The 15,878-nt window shown below is 63.1% G+C and carries 14 protein-coding genes; 3 read left to right on the forward strand and 11 right to left on the reverse strand.

Going from position 1 to position 15,878, the window contains the following annotated elements:
- Positions 1-478: M23 family metallopeptidase (locus VNS12_RS05325; protein ID WP_325486805.1), on the forward strand; the 478-nt coding region annotated here is incomplete at its 5' end.
- Between the two features lie 36 nt (positions 479-514).
- Here VNS12_RS05325 and VNS12_RS05330 read toward each other — a convergent pair.
- The 7 genes from VNS12_RS05330 to VNS12_RS05360 all read right to left on the reverse strand — a co-directional run bounded on the left by VNS12_RS05330 (position 515) and on the right by VNS12_RS05360 (position 11,278).
- Positions 515-1,678, reverse strand: coding sequence for a GGDEF domain-containing protein (locus VNS12_RS05330; protein ID WP_325486806.1), 1,164 nt, complete (start codon positions 1,676-1,678; stop codon positions 515-517).
- 144 nt (positions 1,679-1,822) lie between these two features.
- Entirely contained in the window at positions 1,823-4,438 is a 2,616-nt protein-coding gene (gene clpB / locus VNS12_RS05335; RefSeq protein ID WP_325486807.1) for an ATP-dependent chaperone ClpB, read from the reverse strand.
- 200 nt (positions 4,439-4,638) lie between these two features.
- Positions 4,639-5,313: a DUF4167 domain-containing protein gene (locus VNS12_RS05340; RefSeq protein ID WP_325486808.1), complete on the reverse strand. Its 675-nt coding sequence runs from the start codon at positions 5,311-5,313 to the stop codon at positions 4,639-4,641.
- A 345-nt stretch (positions 5,314-5,658) separates the two neighbouring features.
- Entirely contained in the window at positions 5,659-6,510 is an 852-nt protein-coding gene (gene prmC / locus VNS12_RS05345; RefSeq protein ID WP_325486809.1) for a peptide chain release factor N(5)-glutamine methyltransferase, read from the reverse strand.
- Between the two features lie 31 nt (positions 6,511-6,541).
- Positions 6,542-7,618, reverse strand: coding sequence for a peptide chain release factor 1 (gene prfA / locus VNS12_RS05350; RefSeq protein WP_325486810.1), 1,077 nt, complete (start codon positions 7,616-7,618; stop codon positions 6,542-6,544).
- Between the two features lie 26 nt (positions 7,619-7,644).
- Positions 7,645-9,909, reverse strand: coding sequence for a phosphoenolpyruvate--protein phosphotransferase (ptsP, locus tag VNS12_RS05355; protein WP_325486811.1), 2,265 nt, complete (start codon positions 9,907-9,909; stop codon positions 7,645-7,647).
- Between the two features lie 109 nt (positions 9,910-10,018).
- Positions 10,019-11,278 carry an aspartate kinase gene (locus VNS12_RS05360; protein ID WP_325486812.1) on the reverse strand — a complete coding sequence of 420 codons (1,260 nt, stop codon included), beginning with the start codon at positions 11,276-11,278 and terminating at the stop codon, positions 10,019-10,021.
- A gap of 180 nt (positions 11,279-11,458) precedes the next feature.
- On the opposite strand from VNS12_RS05360, the gene ubiG reads away from it, so the two are divergent.
- Positions 11,459-12,193: a bifunctional 2-polyprenyl-6-hydroxyphenol methylase/3-demethylubiquinol 3-O-methyltransferase UbiG gene (gene ubiG, locus VNS12_RS05365; RefSeq protein ID WP_325486813.1), complete on the forward strand. Its 735-nt coding sequence runs from the start codon at positions 11,459-11,461 to the stop codon at positions 12,191-12,193.
- Positions 12,194-12,550: 357 nt separating this feature from the next.
- Here the strand turns inward: ubiG and VNS12_RS05370 are convergent, their stop codons facing one another.
- The 4 genes from VNS12_RS05370 to VNS12_RS05385 are packed head-to-tail and all read right to left on the reverse strand — an operon-like array spanning position 12,551 to position 14,900.
- A complete protein-coding gene (locus VNS12_RS05370) occupies positions 12,551-12,973 on the reverse strand; it encodes a DUF1178 family protein (RefSeq protein WP_325486814.1) in 423 nt (140 codons plus the stop codon).
- Positions 12,970-13,806 (reverse strand): carbon-nitrogen hydrolase family protein, encoded by an 837-nt coding sequence (locus VNS12_RS05375; protein WP_325486815.1) that lies wholly within the window; start codon positions 13,804-13,806, stop codon positions 12,970-12,972. The genes VNS12_RS05370 and VNS12_RS05375 overlap by 4 nt, the downstream gene beginning before the upstream one ends.
- Positions 13,803-14,063 carry a glutaredoxin 3 gene (grxC, locus tag VNS12_RS05380; RefSeq protein WP_325486816.1) on the reverse strand — a complete coding sequence of 87 codons (261 nt, stop codon included), beginning with the start codon at positions 14,061-14,063 and terminating at the stop codon, positions 13,803-13,805. The genes VNS12_RS05375 and grxC overlap by 4 nt, the downstream gene beginning before the upstream one ends.
- Before the next feature lie 33 nt (positions 14,064-14,096).
- On the reverse strand, positions 14,097-14,900 hold the full coding sequence (locus tag VNS12_RS05385) for a ComF family protein (protein ID WP_325486817.1): 804 nt from the start codon (positions 14,898-14,900) through the stop codon (positions 14,097-14,099).
- 51 nt (positions 14,901-14,951) lie between these two features.
- Here VNS12_RS05385 and VNS12_RS05390 point away from each other — a divergent pair, with 51 nt between their 5' ends.
- On the forward strand, positions 14,952-15,806 hold the full coding sequence (locus VNS12_RS05390; RefSeq protein ID WP_325486818.1) for a methyltransferase domain-containing protein: 855 nt from the start codon (positions 14,952-14,954) through the stop codon (positions 15,804-15,806).
- Positions 15,807-15,878 lie beyond the last annotated feature (72 nt).

The following is a 15,878-nucleotide window of genomic DNA, read 5'->3' on the forward strand; positions in this document are numbered from 1 at the left end:
GCGCTATGGCTACCGCAACCACCCCATTTTCGGCCAATACCGCTTGCATACCGGGGTTGACCTTGCCGCCCGCACCGGCACCCCGATCTATGCCGGCGGCGATGGCGTCGTTGAAATGGCCCAGTGGTATTCGGGCTATGGCCGCTATGTCGAACTGCGCCACGCCAATGGCTACAACACTGCCTATGGACACATGAGCGCCATCGCCGATGGCATCACTCCGGGCACAAGGGTCACTCAGGGTCAGGTCATCGGCTATGTAGGCTCAACCGGACAATCGACCGGCCCCCACCTGCATTACGAGATCAAGATAAACGGCAACACCGTCGATCCCCTCGCCGTCAAGCTGCCCCGCGCCAATTCGCTGCCGCCGCAGCACCAGGCCGAATTCGAATCGACCATCGCCCAGGTCCGCGCTCTTATCGAACAGGATGGAGCGGCCGTCACCGTAGCCACAGCGTCTCGCGATTCGCGCTGACTGGGCAGGAGCACTGGCTTTTTCGCCGCTCAGGATTCAGGAACTTCCCGCCACGCGCAACCGGGCCCGCGCGGCGCCCGCTGGGCGGCGGGATTTGACCGCATAAAGGGACCGGTCTGCCGCCGCCATCACCGCGTCGGGGCCAAGTGCGTCCCCCGGTGTCCACCCCGCCAGCCCGATGCTGCCGGACAGGCGAGCCGACGACGCCCGTTCCCCATCCAGCCTGCGGTCAGCCAGTTGCCGTTGCAACCGTTCGGCAACCGGACGAATCTCATCGACCGTCATGTCCGGCACCAGGATGCAGAATTCGTCTCCGCCCAGACGCGCAACAAAATCGTGCGGGCGCACTCCGCCTGCCAGCTCTTCCGCCAGTATCACCAGCGCCGCATCCCCGAACGCATGCCCGTACGTATCATTGAGCGCTTTGAAGTGATCGAGATCGATCAGCATCAGGGCATAGGGTTGCCCGGCAGCATGCGCTGCCTCCAGCCGCTGCACCAGCGCGCGCCGGTTGGCCAGCCCGGTCAACTCATCGGTATGGGACAGGCGCGCCAGATCGCCTTGCAGCTTGTCGATGGTCATGATGGCAAAGCCCAGATTCCACACCGAGCCGCTGAAAATCGTGCACAGCAGCGCATAGGAGGCGAGCGCATAAAATGTCGGAAACGGCAGCACGCCCGACAGTACGCCGACATTGCCGCCCACGACCATAAGCTGCCCCGCCACCGCAACACCAAAGGCGCAGGCCGAGATGATGGCTCCAAGCGATCGCGGACGAAGCCGGAGCACATGCAGGGCGCACAGGCCCAGCACCACCGACTGGCCGGAGGCATAGGTGATGCTGCGCGCCCGGTCGTAATCCCAGAAAAGCACCATCATGATCGCGGCCACGGTCGTAATCACGGCGGCGATGCCCTGCCCGCCAGCCAGACCGTCGAAACGCCGCAACCCGATCCAGAACTGGGAAAACCCGAAGACAATGATGATATTGCCCGTTACCGCGAACACCGGTGGAGCCTCATTGCTCTGGAGAGCCAGCACCACTCCGCCCGCGAGCGCCAAGAGGCAGGCCGCCAGCCAGTGCAGCGCCGCCGGGTGCGGGCGATAGCGCCAGGCAAACGCCGCCCAGATCACCGAAACGGTCAGCGAATTGAGAAAGATGACGATATAGAGAGTGAGAAAGTCGAGAGGCACTGACATTCGGCTCCGGTTACCGGAGCCTTCAATACCCAATCAGCCTTAACATTCGGCCAAGCCAGCCGATAAAATCCAGACCATTTCGCGGCCCCCCGCAAAAAAGGCCCCGTCTCCGGGGCCTTTTCAGTGATTTGGGCTAAACACGGCTTATTGCGCCGCCGCAACATCCACCGGCTCGCCATCAAGGATCGGGGTGATCAGCAGGCTGCCATCCCCGGCATCGACCCTTACCGTTCCGCCATCGACCACATTGCCGGCCAAAAGCTGTTCGGCCAACTCGTCCTGTACCGAGCGCTGGATGACCCGCTTAAGGGGGCGGGCGCCATAGGCCGAATCATAGCCTTCACGCGCCAGCCATTCGCGAGCCGCCGGCGTCACGTCGAGCGTGATCTCGCGGGCGTCGAGCAGCTTTTGCAACCGCTGGAGCTGGATATCGACGATCGCGCCCATCTGGCCGCGTTCAAGCCGCGAGAACAGCAGGATTTCGTCCACCCGATTGAGGAATTCGGGCCGGAACGCCGCTTTGACCGCATCGAGCACCTTGCCGCGCACCAGCTCCACCGATTCGCCATCGGGCTGGGCTGCCAGATACTCGGCCCCCAGATTCGACGTCATGATGATCAGCGTGTTGCGGAAATCGACAGTGCGGCCCTGCCCGTCGGTCAGCCGCCCGTCATCGAGCACCTGCAACAGGACGTTGAAGACGTCCGGATGGGCTTTCTCGATCTCGTCGAACAGGATGACCTGATAAGGCCGCCGCCGGACGGCTTCGGTCAGAACGCCACCTTCCTCATAACCGACATAGCCCGGAGGCGCGCCGATCAGGCGGGCCACCGCGTGCTTTTCCATGAATTCGCTCATGTCGAGCCGGACCATTGCCGTTTCGTCGTCGAACAGGAATTGCGCCAGCGCCTTGGTCAACTCGGTCTTGCCCACGCCGGTCGGGCCCAGGAACATGAACGAGCCGATCGGCCGGTTGGGATCCTGCAAACCGGCGCGCGCCCGGCGCACCGCCCGCGAAACGGCTTCAACCGCTTCACGTTGGCCGATGACCCGCCTGGCCAACTCGTCTTCCATCCGCAGCAGCTTGTCGCGTTCGCCTTCGAGCATCTTGTCGACCGGCACCCCGGTCCAGCGCGACACCACCTGGGCAATATGGTTGGGGGTCACCACTTCCTCGACCATCTCGGTGCCGGACGCTTCATGACTTTCCGCTTCTCCCAGACGCTTTTCAAGGTCAGGGATCACGCCATAGGCCAGCTCGCCAGCGCGGGCCAGATCGCCCTTGCGCTGCGCAAGTTCCAATTCGGTCCGGGCCTGGTCGAGCTGTTCCTTGAGCTTTGTGCCTCCGGCCAGCCGCTCTTTTTCCGTCAGCCAGCGCTGGGTCAGCGCGTCCGATTCTTCTTCCAGACCAGCAAGCTCGGCTTCAAGCCGCGTCAGGCGGGTCCGTGAGGCATCATCCTCTTCCTTTTTCAGCGCTTCGCGCTCGATCTTGAGCTGGATGATGCGGCGATCGAGTTCGTCGAGCGCCTCAGGCTTGGAATCCACCGCCATGCGCAGCCTTGCCGACGCCTCGTCCATCAGGTCGATGGCCTTGTCGGGCAAAAAGCGGTCGGTGATGTAGCGGTTCGACAGCATCGCCGCGGAAACCAGTGCCGAATCGGAAATGCGTACCCCGTGGTGGAGTTCGTATTTCTCCTTGAGCCCGCGCAGGATCGAAATGGTATCTTCGACCGTCGGTTCGCCCACATAGACAGGCTGGAACCGCCGGGCCAGCGCCGCGTCTTTTTCCACGTGCTTTTTGTATTCATCGAGGGTGGTTGCACCCACGCAATGGAGTTCGCCGCGCGCCAGTGCAGGCTTGAGCAGGTTCGAGGCATCCATCGCCCCGTCGGCCTTCCCGGCCCCCACCAGCGTATGCATCTCGTCGATGAACAGGATGATCTGACCCTCGGCGGCCTGCACTTCGTTGAGGACCGCCTTCAGCCGCTCCTCGAACTCGCCACGATATTTGGCCCCTGCAATCAACGCGCCCATGTCGAGCGCGAGCAGGGACTTGTTCTTGAGCGATTCGGGAACGTCGCCATTGACGATGCGCAGCGCGAGCCCTTCGGCGATGGCGGTCTTGCCCACCCCCGGCTCGCCGATCAGAACGGGATTATTCTTGGTGCGTCGGCTGAGCACCTGAATGGTGCGCCGGATTTCCTCGTCGCGCCCGATCACCGGATCGAGTTTGCCCTCGCGCGCGTCCTCGGTCAGGTCGCGGGCATACTTCTTGAGGGCGTCATAGGTGTTTTCCGCGCTCGCCGAATCGGCTGTGCGCCCTTTGCGAATCGCTTCGATAGCCGCGTTCAGCCCATTGGCGGTCACCCCGGCCGATGCCAGGATCTTTCCCGCGTCCGTATCCTTTTCGATCACCAGCGCGAGCAACATGCGCTCGACGGCGACATAGCTGTCCCCTGCCTTGTCGGCTGCGGTCTCGGCAGTCTCGAACACCCGCGCCAATTCGCGCGAGAGATAGATCTGCCCGTTGTCACCGGACACCGAAGGCATCTTGCGCAGTCCTTCTTCGACGCCCGTGCGAACCGCCTGCACATTGCCTCCGGCGCGCTCGATCAACCCCGAGGCCATGCCTTCGGGATCGTCCACGAGAACCTTGAGGATATGCAGGGGTGAAAACTGTTGATGGCCCCGCGAAAGGGCCAATTGCTGCGCGCTCTGGATGAACCCGCGCGTCCGCTCGGTATATTTTTCAATATTCATCGCTTCAACTCTCCTAGTCTGGCGCGCTGCCTCCGCCCGCTGGCGCGGCACAAGGGCAACGCCCGAAGCGTTGGTTTGGCTGCCAGATCGACCCTGGTGCGGCGCCGACCCGACTGTCTTTTGGATATGTAGGTACGATTGGAAAAACAAAAAGACCGGGCAAAGGCCCGGTCTTGAAAATTATCTTCGATACTGCCGTTCTATTCGGCTGCCGCTTCCCGGCCTGCCGTCAGAAACGCCGGCAACTCCGGTGCCGCTTCGGCCTCTTCATCGGCCTTCTTGCGACGCGGACGGCGCACCCGCTTGGGCGCTTCCTCTTCCGCAGCAGCTTCCGCCGCCGGAGCAGCCTCGGTCTCTTCGGCCTTTACCGGCTCTGCGCCCTCAGCGGCAGTTTCGGCCTCGGCTTCGACCCGCTCGCGACGCGGACGGCGCTGACGCCGGGGGCGCTCGGTCTGTTCGTCAGCGGTATTGGCTTCCGCTTCGCCAGCTTCGGCGGCCACGGTCGTCTCCGACACTCCGTTGGTCACGCCGGTATCGGTCTCATCGCCGTCGTCATCCTGCACGGAGTCGCTGGCATGATCCTGCCGGGGCTGGAACTGGGTCTGCGCCGCAAGAATGATACGGAAATAGTGTTCGGCGTGCTGAAGGTAGTTTTCAGCCATCACATTATCGCCCACCGAAGTGGCATCGCGCGCCAGCTGGACGTACTTTTCCGCAATATGGGCCGCATTGCCGCGGATTTTGATGTCCGGGCCGTTGCTTTCGTAATTGCGTGACAAGGGATTGCCGCCACCGCCCCGCCGCTGATTGCTGTTATTATTGTTATTGCTGCGGCCGCGCGAACGCTGCTTGTTGTTCTGTTGATTTGGTCTCATCTGCTCGCTTCAACACGTTCCGTGAAGGTATGCGCTCGAAAAGGGGCCGTTGCCGCAAAATCCTTGATGCGGCTGGCAGGACACAGCGATCACGAAGCCCATCGCAGGGCTCGCGCTGTGCCGATCGCTCTCTCTGGTTTCCCCAAAAAGGCTGTGTGATCTCCGATCCTGTCGCTGCGAGACCGGTCCTGTTCAAGGAGCGGTTCCACTGTCGGCTTAGTGCCGCCGATGTCAGGTGGGGTCCACCGCGATGACCAGGCACCGCGTCAGCAGGGGCAACCTAACCGCATATCCTTCCGTTTCCAAGAAAAATATTGGCCTGCCGCAAAAACGCCCTGCGCTGTGTCATTTCTGCGCCCGGGCGGTGACCATGCGGTCATGTCCCGCAAGGTCCTTAGCGATCGCGATGTCGGAAAAACCCGCCGCTTGCAGCAGCCTTTCTACCAATTGGCCCTGATCGAATCCTATTTCAAGGGCGAGGACGCCATTTTCCCTCAGATGCCCGGAAGCTTCCGCCGCAAGGATGCGATAGGGAGCGAGCCCATCCTCCCCCCCATCGAGCGCCATTACCGGATCGAAATCCCGCACCCCGGTCTCCAGATCGGCAATCACCGCGCTGGCGATATAGGGCGGATTGGAAACGATCAGATCGAACCGCTCATTGCCGACCGGCGCGAACCAGTCGCCTTGCCGGGCACCGAACCGGTCGCCCACGCCCAGTGCTTCGGCGTTGGACCGCGCCTGATCGAGCGCCAGTTCGGAAATATCGACCCCCACCCCGCTCGCCTCCGGCAGCGCATCGAGCAGCGCCAGGACGATACACCCGGTGCCCGTTCCCAGATCGAGAATGCGGGGGGCATGCCGCTCGCGCAACGTGGCGATTCCGAAATCGACCAGCATCTCGGTTTCCGGACGCGGCACCAGCGTGGCTGCATTCAGCCCGAAATCCAGCCCGTAAAATTCCTGCACCCCCCTGATCCGCGCCACCGGCTCCCCGGCAACCCGCCGCAGCGCAAGCGCTTCCAGCGCTTCGGTCTTTTCCGCCGGAAAGGGATCAGGCTCCGAAGCAATGAGACCGGTGTCATCGAGCCCAAGCACGTGCCGCGCCAGCAACCGGGCATCGAGCGCGGCGGTTTCGATTCCTTCCACGACAAACCGATCCCGGAGCCCGCGCCAGGTCTGGCCAAGGGTCGCCATTACGCGCCCCCGTGCCTGTGCGTTGCCACTATCAGTTTCCCTGCTCCATATCGGCGAGCTGCGCCGCCTGATTCTCGGTGATCAGCGCATCGATGATTTCATCGAGCCCGTCCCCGGCGATGATCTGGGGCAGCTTGTAGAGGGTCAGGTTGATCCGGTGGTCGGTCACCCGTCCTTGCGGGAAATTATAGGTGCGGATACGTTCCGAGCGATCGCCGGACCCCACCTGGCTCTTGCGGCTTTCGGCCCGCTCCGAGGACGCCTTTTGCTGGCGCTCGTCAAACAGCCGCGCGCGCAGCACCTTCATGGCGTTGGCCCGGTTCTGGTGCTGGGATTTTTCCGCCGAGGTCACCACGATGCCGCTGGGAATATGGGTGATGCGCACCGCCGAATCGGTGGTGTTGACGTGCTGCCCCCCGGCGCCCGAGGCGCGCATGGTATCGATGCGAATATCTTCGGGCCGGATTTCGATGTCGATATCCTCGACTTCCGGCAAAACCGCAACCGTGGCCGCCGACGTGTGAATGCGGCCCGACCCTTCCGTATCGGGCACCCGCTGCACGCGGTGCACACCCGATTCATATTTGAGCTTGGCGAACACCCCGACCCCGGAGACGTTGGCGACGATTTCCTTGAACCCGCCCGCGTCCCCTTCCGAGGCTTCCATGACGTTGACCTTCCAGCCCTGGCTTTCCGCGTAGCGCTGATACATGCGGAACAGATCGCCCGCAAACAGCGCCGCTTCGTCGCCGCCGGTCCCCGCCCGCACTTCCAGAATCGCGCTTTTTTCGTCCGCCGCGTCGCGAGGCAACAGCAGGATGCGGATGTCCTGGGTCAGCGCCTCGATCTGCTCCTTGAGCTCGGTAATCTCTTCCTGAGCCAGTTCGGCCATGTCCTTGTCGCCCGAGCGCGCCAGTTCCTCAGCCCCCGCCAGGTCCGACTGCGCCACGCGAAACGCCCGCACCTTCTCCACCATCGGCGAAAGTTCGGAATATTCCTTGGAGAGCCTGACATATTCGTCCGGATCGGGACTCCCGGACATGGCCGCTTCGATGGAATCAAAGCGGCGTTCGAGAGCGTCGAGCTTGTCTGTGGGCAAGGATGCCATGGATTACGTCCGGTCGGAGAGGATGGCTACAGGGAGATCGAGTTGCGTTCGGCGAACGCAGTGAGCAATTCGCGGGCCGAGCCATCGGTTTCGCCATTATCAAGATAATCGCTCATTTCAGCCCGCAGCGCTGCGAGGTCAAGCCCGAGCACCATTTCCTTGATCGGGCCAACCGAGGACGACCCCATCGACAATCGCGTCATCCCGATCGCCAGCAGCGCCATGGCTTCGACGGCCCGCCCGGCAAGTTCGCCGCACATGGTCACCGGCTTGGAGTATTTTGCCGCCGCATCGACGATCAGTTTCAGGGCACGGAGCCGGGGTCTTGCGATCGCATCATAATTGCGCGCCACCCGCGGATTGGCCCGGTCAGCCGCCGTCAGGAACTGGATCAGGTCATTGGACCCGATCGAGACGAAATCGGTCTCCGGTAGCAAACGGTCGAGCTCGAACAGCAGCGAGGGCACCTCGATCATCGCCCCGATCTCAAGCGATTCCGGCTGCGCAAACCCCAGACGCGGCAGGCGCTCCACCTCGCGCAAGATGAAGCGCTTCACCTTGAGAAACTCGACGGTTTCCGTGACCATCGGCACCAGTATCCGAAGTGATCCGCCATTGGCCGCCTGCAGCAGCGCCCGGGTCTGGGTGCGCAGCAGTGCCGGGCGGTCGAGCGCCAGGCGCAACGCGCGCCATCCCATGGCCGGGTTCTCCTCGGCCATCGAGCGCATATAGGGCACCACCTTGTCGCCGCCGATATCGAGCAGCCGGAAAACGATGGGCTTGTCCCCGGCCAGCCGCATGGCCTCCGAATAGAGCTCCACCTGGTCGCTCACCCGCGGCATTTTCGATGCGATCATGAATTGCAGTTCGGTGCGGAACAGCCCGATGCCCTCGGCCCCGGTCTCTTCCAGCGTCGGCAGGTCGGCCAACAGCCCCGAATTGTGCAGCAGCGTGATCCTGGTCCCGTCGCGCGTCACTGATGGCGTATCGCGCAGCGCCGCATAATGGGCGCGCCGCTTGGCCGAAAGCCGCACCTTGTCGATGAAGGTCGCCTCGACATCGGGCGTCGGGCGCAGATGCACGGTGCCGCTATAGCCATCGACGATGATATCATCGCCATCCTCGCTCATCGAGACGACGTTTTCCGCCTGCCCGACCGCGACCAGCCCCACCGAACGGGCGACGATGGCGACGTGTGCGGTTGCCGCCCCATCTTCGAGCACCACGGCCCTCAGCTTGGTGCGATCGTATTCGAGCAGTTCCGCCGGCCCCATGTTGCGCGCCACCAGAATGGCGTTGTCGGGCAGTTCTTCGCCAAGGGCCGTGCCGTTGCCGATCAGGATACGCAAGAGCCGGTTGGCCAGATCGTCGAGATCGTGCAGGCGTTCGCGAATATAGGGATCGGTCTGGCGCATCATGCGCGCCCGCGTGTCGTTCTGCACCCGCTCGACCGCTGCCTCGGCGGTCAGCCCCGAATCGATAGCCTCCTCGATCCGGCGCACCCAGCCCCGGTCATGGGCGAACATGCGGTAGCTTTCGAGAATTTCCCGGTGGTCAGACGGTATCTGCATATCGCCGGTGGCCAGCATGTCGTCAATCGACACCCGCATGGTCTCCAGCGCCGCCTCCAACCGCTGCTTTTCCTCGTCCGAATCATCGGCGACGAAATTGGCCACCACCACACGGGGGTCATGGAGCACCACCTGCCCGAGCGCGATGCCTTCGGAAAATGCCACACCCTCGAACATGCGCGGACGGCGCACATCGATATCGGAGCCCGGCTTGATCAGCGCATCGAAATCGGCGGTCGAGATCATCTCAGCCAGCAGCGTCGCCGTGGTCAGCAGCGCCTCGATCTCGTCCTCACCATAGGCCCGGCGCTCGGAATTCTGCACCACCAGAACCCCAAGCGTCTGCCCGGCCCGCAGAACGGGGACCCCGAGAAAGGAAAAGAACGGGTCTTCCCCGGTTTCGGGCCGATAAGCGAAGGCGGGATGCTCGGGCGCGTTTTGCAGACTGAGCGGTTCGGCCTCGGCGGCGATCAGACCGACCAGCCCCTCGCCGAGCCGCAACGTGGTGACATGGACCGCGTCGGCCCGCAGCCCGTGAGTAGCAAACAGCTCAAGCTGGCCATCGTCGCGCAGCACATAGAACGAGCACACGTCGGTGCGCATGTTCTCGGCGATCAGATCAACGATCTTGTCGAGCCTTTGCTGGCTGGCCAGCGGCTCGGCCATGGTCTCGCGCAGCTTGCGCAACAGAACCCGCGGTCCGCCAATCGCTGTAACCATCAAAGCTCGCCCGGCGGAAATCCGCCTTTTGGAGAAGGATCAATCCGAGAAGGTCCGGCGCGCCCGTCGGGGACCGGCCTCCCGTCCTGCCCCTTGCGCCGCCGCGCGCTCACTCCTCGCTCTTGTCCAGACCGTAATAGGTATGGAGCGCGCGAACTGCAAGCTCCGCATACTCTTCGTCGATCAACACGGATGTCTTGATTTCAGACGTGGTGATCAACTGGATGTTGATTCCCTTCTCGGAAAGCGCCCGGAACATCGCGGCGGCAACCCCCGCATGCGAGCGCATGCCCACGCCGACAACCGAAATCTTGGCGCCACCCTTGGAGCCGGAAATCGACTCATATTCCAGTTCTGGCGTCGATTTGAGAACTTTTAGCGCCCGATCGAATTCAGTGTCAGGAATGGTGAAGGTGATGTCGGTGGTCTGCCCGTCGTCGGAAATGTTCTGGACGATCATATCGACGACGATCCGCGCATCGGCCAAAGGTCCGAACACCGAAGCGGCGACACCGGGCTTGTCCTTGACCTTGCGCAAGGTGATCTTGGCTTCGGCCCGCGCAAGGGTCACACCCGAAACGATCTGCTTTTCCATGATCTCTTCCTCATCGCACACCAGCGTGCCGGCCTGGCCCCATTTGCTGCCTGGAGCATCGCCCGCCAGCGGGTCCTCGAAACTTGAACGCACCACCATCCGCACGCCCTGCGCCATGGCCAGTTCCACTGATCGGGTCTGGAGTACCTTGGCGCCCAGCGATGCCATTTCCAGCATTTCTTCAAAGCTCACCCGCTCAAGCCGCTTAGCCTTGGGCGCGATGCGGGGGTCGGTGGTATAGACCCCGTCCACGTCGGTATAAATATCGCAGCGCGTCGCCTTGACGGCGGCGGCGACCGCCACAGCACTGGTGTCTGATCCACCGCGCCCCAGCGTTGTGATGCGTCCCTTGTCGGAAATGCCCTGGAACCCGGTGACGACCGGAACCCAGCCCGACGACAGGCGCTCATCGAGATTGGCGGGATCGACATCGAGGATGCGCGCCGAGCCGTGCGTATCGTCGGTCTTGATCGGCACCTGCCATCCGGCATAGGAGCGCGACTGGATGCCCATTTCCTGCAACACGATGGCCATCAGCCCCGCGGTGACCTGTTCACCCGAGGCAACCACGGCGTCATATTCGCGGGCGTCGTGCATGGTGGCAGCTTCCGTGCACCAGCCGACGAGCTCATTGGTTTTGCCTGCCATCGCGGAAACGACGACAGCAACCTCGTTGCCGGCATCGACCTCGCGTTTGACGTGCAGAGCCGATTGCCGGATCCGCTCGATATTGGCGACAGAGGTGCCGCCGAATTTCATCACAATACGCGCCATAACGCCGTCCTGAACCTTTGGGTACTCCCAGCCGTAACGGACCGTACGGTTGTCGCGCGGTGAGTGCCACAAACTCCACGGGCTGGCAATACGGATCGTGGGGGCGCGCGGCCATGCCGCGCTTGACTTGGAGCCGGTCTGGCCTCACCTGTTGGCCGCATTGGCAGCAAGGAGCCCGCGATGAGCACCATCAGCCCCGAAGAAATCGGCAAGTTCCACGCCATGGCCGCCGAATGGTGGGACCCCAACGGCAAGTTCCGCCCGCTGCACAAATTCAATCCCGTGCGCCTTGGCTATATCCGCGAGCAGGTCCTCTCCCATTTCGGCCGCGACGGCAGCGCCATGCGCCCGTTCGAGGGCCTGCGGATTCTCGATATCGGCTGTGGCGGCGGCTTGCTGTGCGAACCCATTGCGCGGCTGGGAGCCGATGTGGTGGGGGCCGACGCTGGCGAGCAGAACGTGCGGGTCGCCGCGCTCCATGCCGAACAGTCCGGCCTTGCCATCGATTACCGCGCCACCACCGCCGAAGCGCTCGCCGCATCCGGTGAGCAGTTTGACGTGGTGCTCAACATGGAAGTGGTCGAGCACGTCGCCGATGTACCGCTTTACCTCGAAAGCTGCGCCACTCTGGTCAAACCGGGCGGGCTGATGTTCGTCGCCAGCATCAACCGCACCGCGCGCGCCTATGCCCTGGCGATTGTCGCCGCCGAGCGCATCCTGCGCTGGCTGCCCCGCGGGACCCATGATTACGAAAAACTGGTTACCCCCGAAGAGATCACCTCGATCACGTCCCGCCACGGCCTGCTGACTATCGACCGCACCGGCGTCAGCTTCAATCCGCTGAAAAACCAGTGGGACCGCAGCCGCGACATGGCCGTCAACTACATGCTGTTGCTGGAGAAGCCTAACCGCTAGGATTGTGTGGCTTGGGGGGAGCCAATGAGCCTAATTCACAACGAACGCATAAAGCTGCTTGCCAGTGCGATTGATCGCGCATCCACCGCATGCATCGTTGTAGGCCTTCTGACGCCCTTGGTTTCAGGCTCGATCGTAGCCGATTGGTACACCGTCGCCAGTGTCGGCGTTTGGCTTTCGATGGCTTTGATCTTACATTGGGCTGCCAACCGCATTTTGGGAAGGCTGAATCAATGACCGGATTTCAGATCTTCTATATGTTCGTTCTACCGGTTCTGATCGGCATCGCAGGATGGGTCATCGTTCTGCTTTACGAACACCTCGACAAAACCACCCCTCCCGGCGAGTAGCCCCGCCTCAGTTATGCTCGTCCGGCAGGCGCGGCAGGGGCATGAACTCGATGCCTTCGTCGGCAAGGCTGGTCACCTCATCGCGTGTCGCCTCACCATAGATTCCGCGCGCTTCGGCTTCCTCGTAGTGAATCTTGCGCGCTTCCTCGGCGAACTTGTCCCCCACATAGTCGGCTTCGGCGGTCATCTTGCGCCGCAGCGTCCGCATGGCATCGACAAATTTGGCGTGCTCGGGATGGCCGGCTGCGAATGACACCTTGTCGCCCCCGGTCGACACCGCCGGGGCCATAAGCGCTTTTTCCACCTTGGTGGAATTGCAGATCGGACAGGTCAGAATGCCCTGTTCGGCCTGAGCGTCATAGGCAGCCGCATTGCGGAACCAGGCGTCGAACTGGTGCCGGGCCTCGCAGGTCAGCGTGTACTGGATCACCCTTCAATCCTCACAGGTAGTGTGAACTCCCGCCCATTGGCGAGCGCAGGCACCCTGTGCCGCGCTGAAGTCACAGCGTCAAGGTCGAGCCGGGCCACCACCAGCCCCGGCTCATCGTGGTCAGCCTCCGCGATCACCTCGCCCCAAGGCGATACGATCAGCGAATGCCCGTATGTGGTCCGCCCGTTCTGATGCTGCCCACCCTGCGCCGCTGCCAGAATATAGCATCCCGTTTCAATCGCCCGCGCGCGCAGCAGCACATGCCAATGCGCCTCGCCCGTGGGAACGGTGAAAGCGGCCGGAACCGCAATCATCTGCGCCCCGCCCTGCGCCAGCGCCCGATACAACCCGCCGAACCGCACATCATAGCAGATGGTCAGTCCCAGAACGGCCCCTCCGACCCCGGCCAGAACCGCATCAGCGCCGCCGCTATAGGTGGCGCTTTCCCGATAGGCTCCGCTCCCCGGCACGTCGGCATCGAACAGATGGATCTTGTCATAGGTCGCGACAATCGCGCCCGCAGGGTCGAACAGCACCGAGCGGTTGGCATAGCGCCCGTCAGCGAGCGCCACAGCCAGCGAACCGACATGCAGATAAACCGCGTTCTCGCGCGCGATCTGGGCAAGGTGCGCAACCGATGGATTGCCGTCCCATGGCCTCGCCTGCTCAGCCAGCCCGGAACGGTTCTCGGCAAACACCACGCTCATTTCCGGTGTCTGCACATAGGTTGCCCCTGCCATACGCGCCTCGGCGGTCCACCGCGCGATCTCGGCCAGATTGGCCTCAGCGTCGGTCCCCGAATTCATCTGCACGAGGGCGACGGTAAGGGTCACGCGGCGCCTTTGAGCAGCGGGTCGAGCTTGCCTTCGCGCTCCAGGGCCGCCATGTCGTCATAGCCGCCCACATGGGTGTCGCCGATGAAAATCTGGGGCACCGTGCGTCGGCCCTTGGCACGCTGGGTCATCGCCGCGCGCAAATGCGGGTCAAGCACGATGACCTCCTCGAACGCCACGCCCTTGTCCGCCAGCAATGCCTTTGCAGCATGGCAATAAGGACAGGTTGGCGTGGTATAGATTTCAACCTTCTGCATTTGGTTTTCTTCACTCCAGACAAGGTGAGGCCGTTATACTGTCATATCGGCATCGAAGACAACGCGGGCAAAACTGAGCACATCCACATGCCCCGCCCCGGCCCGCTTGAGCACTTTCACCGCCGCGGAGACCGTGGCCCCGGTGGTCAGCACGTCATCGACCAGAACCACCCGCTTTTCGCGCAGTTGGGCCACTCGCCGCGCATCCGCCCGAAACGCCCCTTCGACGTTGCGGGCCCGTTGGCCGGCATTCAGGCCCACTTGCTGTACAGTCGGGCGGTGTCGAACGATCAGATCGGTACTGACGGGGGTTTTTGCAACCCTTGCGATGGCCCGCGCCAGTTCTGCTGCCTGATTGTAGCGCCGCGACAACTGCCGCCCGCGATGCAGCGGCACCGGCACCAGCACCGCGTCCGGCCCGAGCAATTCATGGCCCGCCGCCGCCATCATCCGTCCGCAAAACAGCGCAATCTCCGGCCTGTCTGAATATTTCATCATCGACACCAGCTTGCGCGCCAGATCGGTATAGGCCACCGCCGAGCGCCCGCGCTCGAAGGGCGGCGGATTGGCGATGGCCTGCACAGACCACGCCCCCTCTCCCATATCGGTGGCAAAGGGCAGCCCCAGCCGGGGACAAAGCGGCGTCGAAATCGGCACCAATTGCCGCCAGCATTGAGGACATAGCCCATCCGGCGTCGCCACCGCGTCCGAACACACAAGGCATACCGGTGGAAAGGCCCGGTCCAACACCTCTGAACCCAACGCAACAAAGGCGGCGCGCAGCTGGCTGGCCCGCTTCATCCACTGGGTTTTGACAAGCCCGGCTTCGCTCTTCATAACAGCCCGATTATTGCACTTCCCGCCACCGCGCGCCATATCAGGCCCATCATGACAACGCCACCGCTCGTCTTCGATCGCCCCCGTATTGCGGCCAATCTGGCCCGGCGAAATGGCGCTCCCGATTTCATCACTGACCTGGTAGTGGCCGACCTCGCCGACCGCCTGGTGCCGATCACGCGCCGGTTCGAACGGGCGCTGGTGCTTGGCCCCGATCCGCGCCTGCTACCGCAAATGGCGCAGTCGGCAAATGGCCCCATCGCTTTCACGCCCATGTCGACGCTGCTCGCTGTGGACGGCTTTGCTCACGCCGATCCCGAGCACCTTATGCTGCCGCACACCGACTACGATCTCATCGTCTCCCTGCTCGATCTGCAAACCGTCAACGACGTGCCCGGCTTTCTCGACCGGCTCCGCCGTCATCTGGCCCCGGACGGACTACTGCTCGCCGCCGCCATCGGGGGGAAAACACTGACCGAACTTCGCGATGCGTTCCTCGCCGCCGATGTCGAAATCCTCGGCGGCGTGTCCCCGCGCGTCGCGCCGATGATCGACGTTCGCGATGCCGGAGCCCTGTTGCAACGCGCAGGCTTTGCCCTGCCTGTGGCCGATCTTGAAACTCACACCGTGCGCTATGGCTCGCCGCTCGCCCTGTTCGACGAATTGCGGGGGCTGGGCGCAACCAACCCGCTTCTGGCCCGCGATACGCGCCTCGTCACCCCGCGCCATCTGATGCGCGCTGCCGAACTCTATGCCGAGCGGTTTTCCGACGCCGATGGCCGGGTGCGCGCCACCCTCGAAATTCTCTGGCTGTCAGGCTGGGCACCGCATGAAAGCCAGCAAAAACCGCTCCGCCCCGGATCGGCAACCACCAGCCTGCGCGAGGCGTTAGGGGACAAGTCGTAAACCTGACCGAGAGCAGCGCCCCGCATCCCTTTCTTCCTTCTCCCCTCGTGGGAGAAGGTGGCCGCGAAGCGG

Origin of the sequence: Pelagibacterium sp., from assembly GCF_035555455.1 — a bacterium.
GTDB lineage: Bacteria > Pseudomonadota > Alphaproteobacteria > Rhizobiales > Devosiaceae > Pelagibacterium.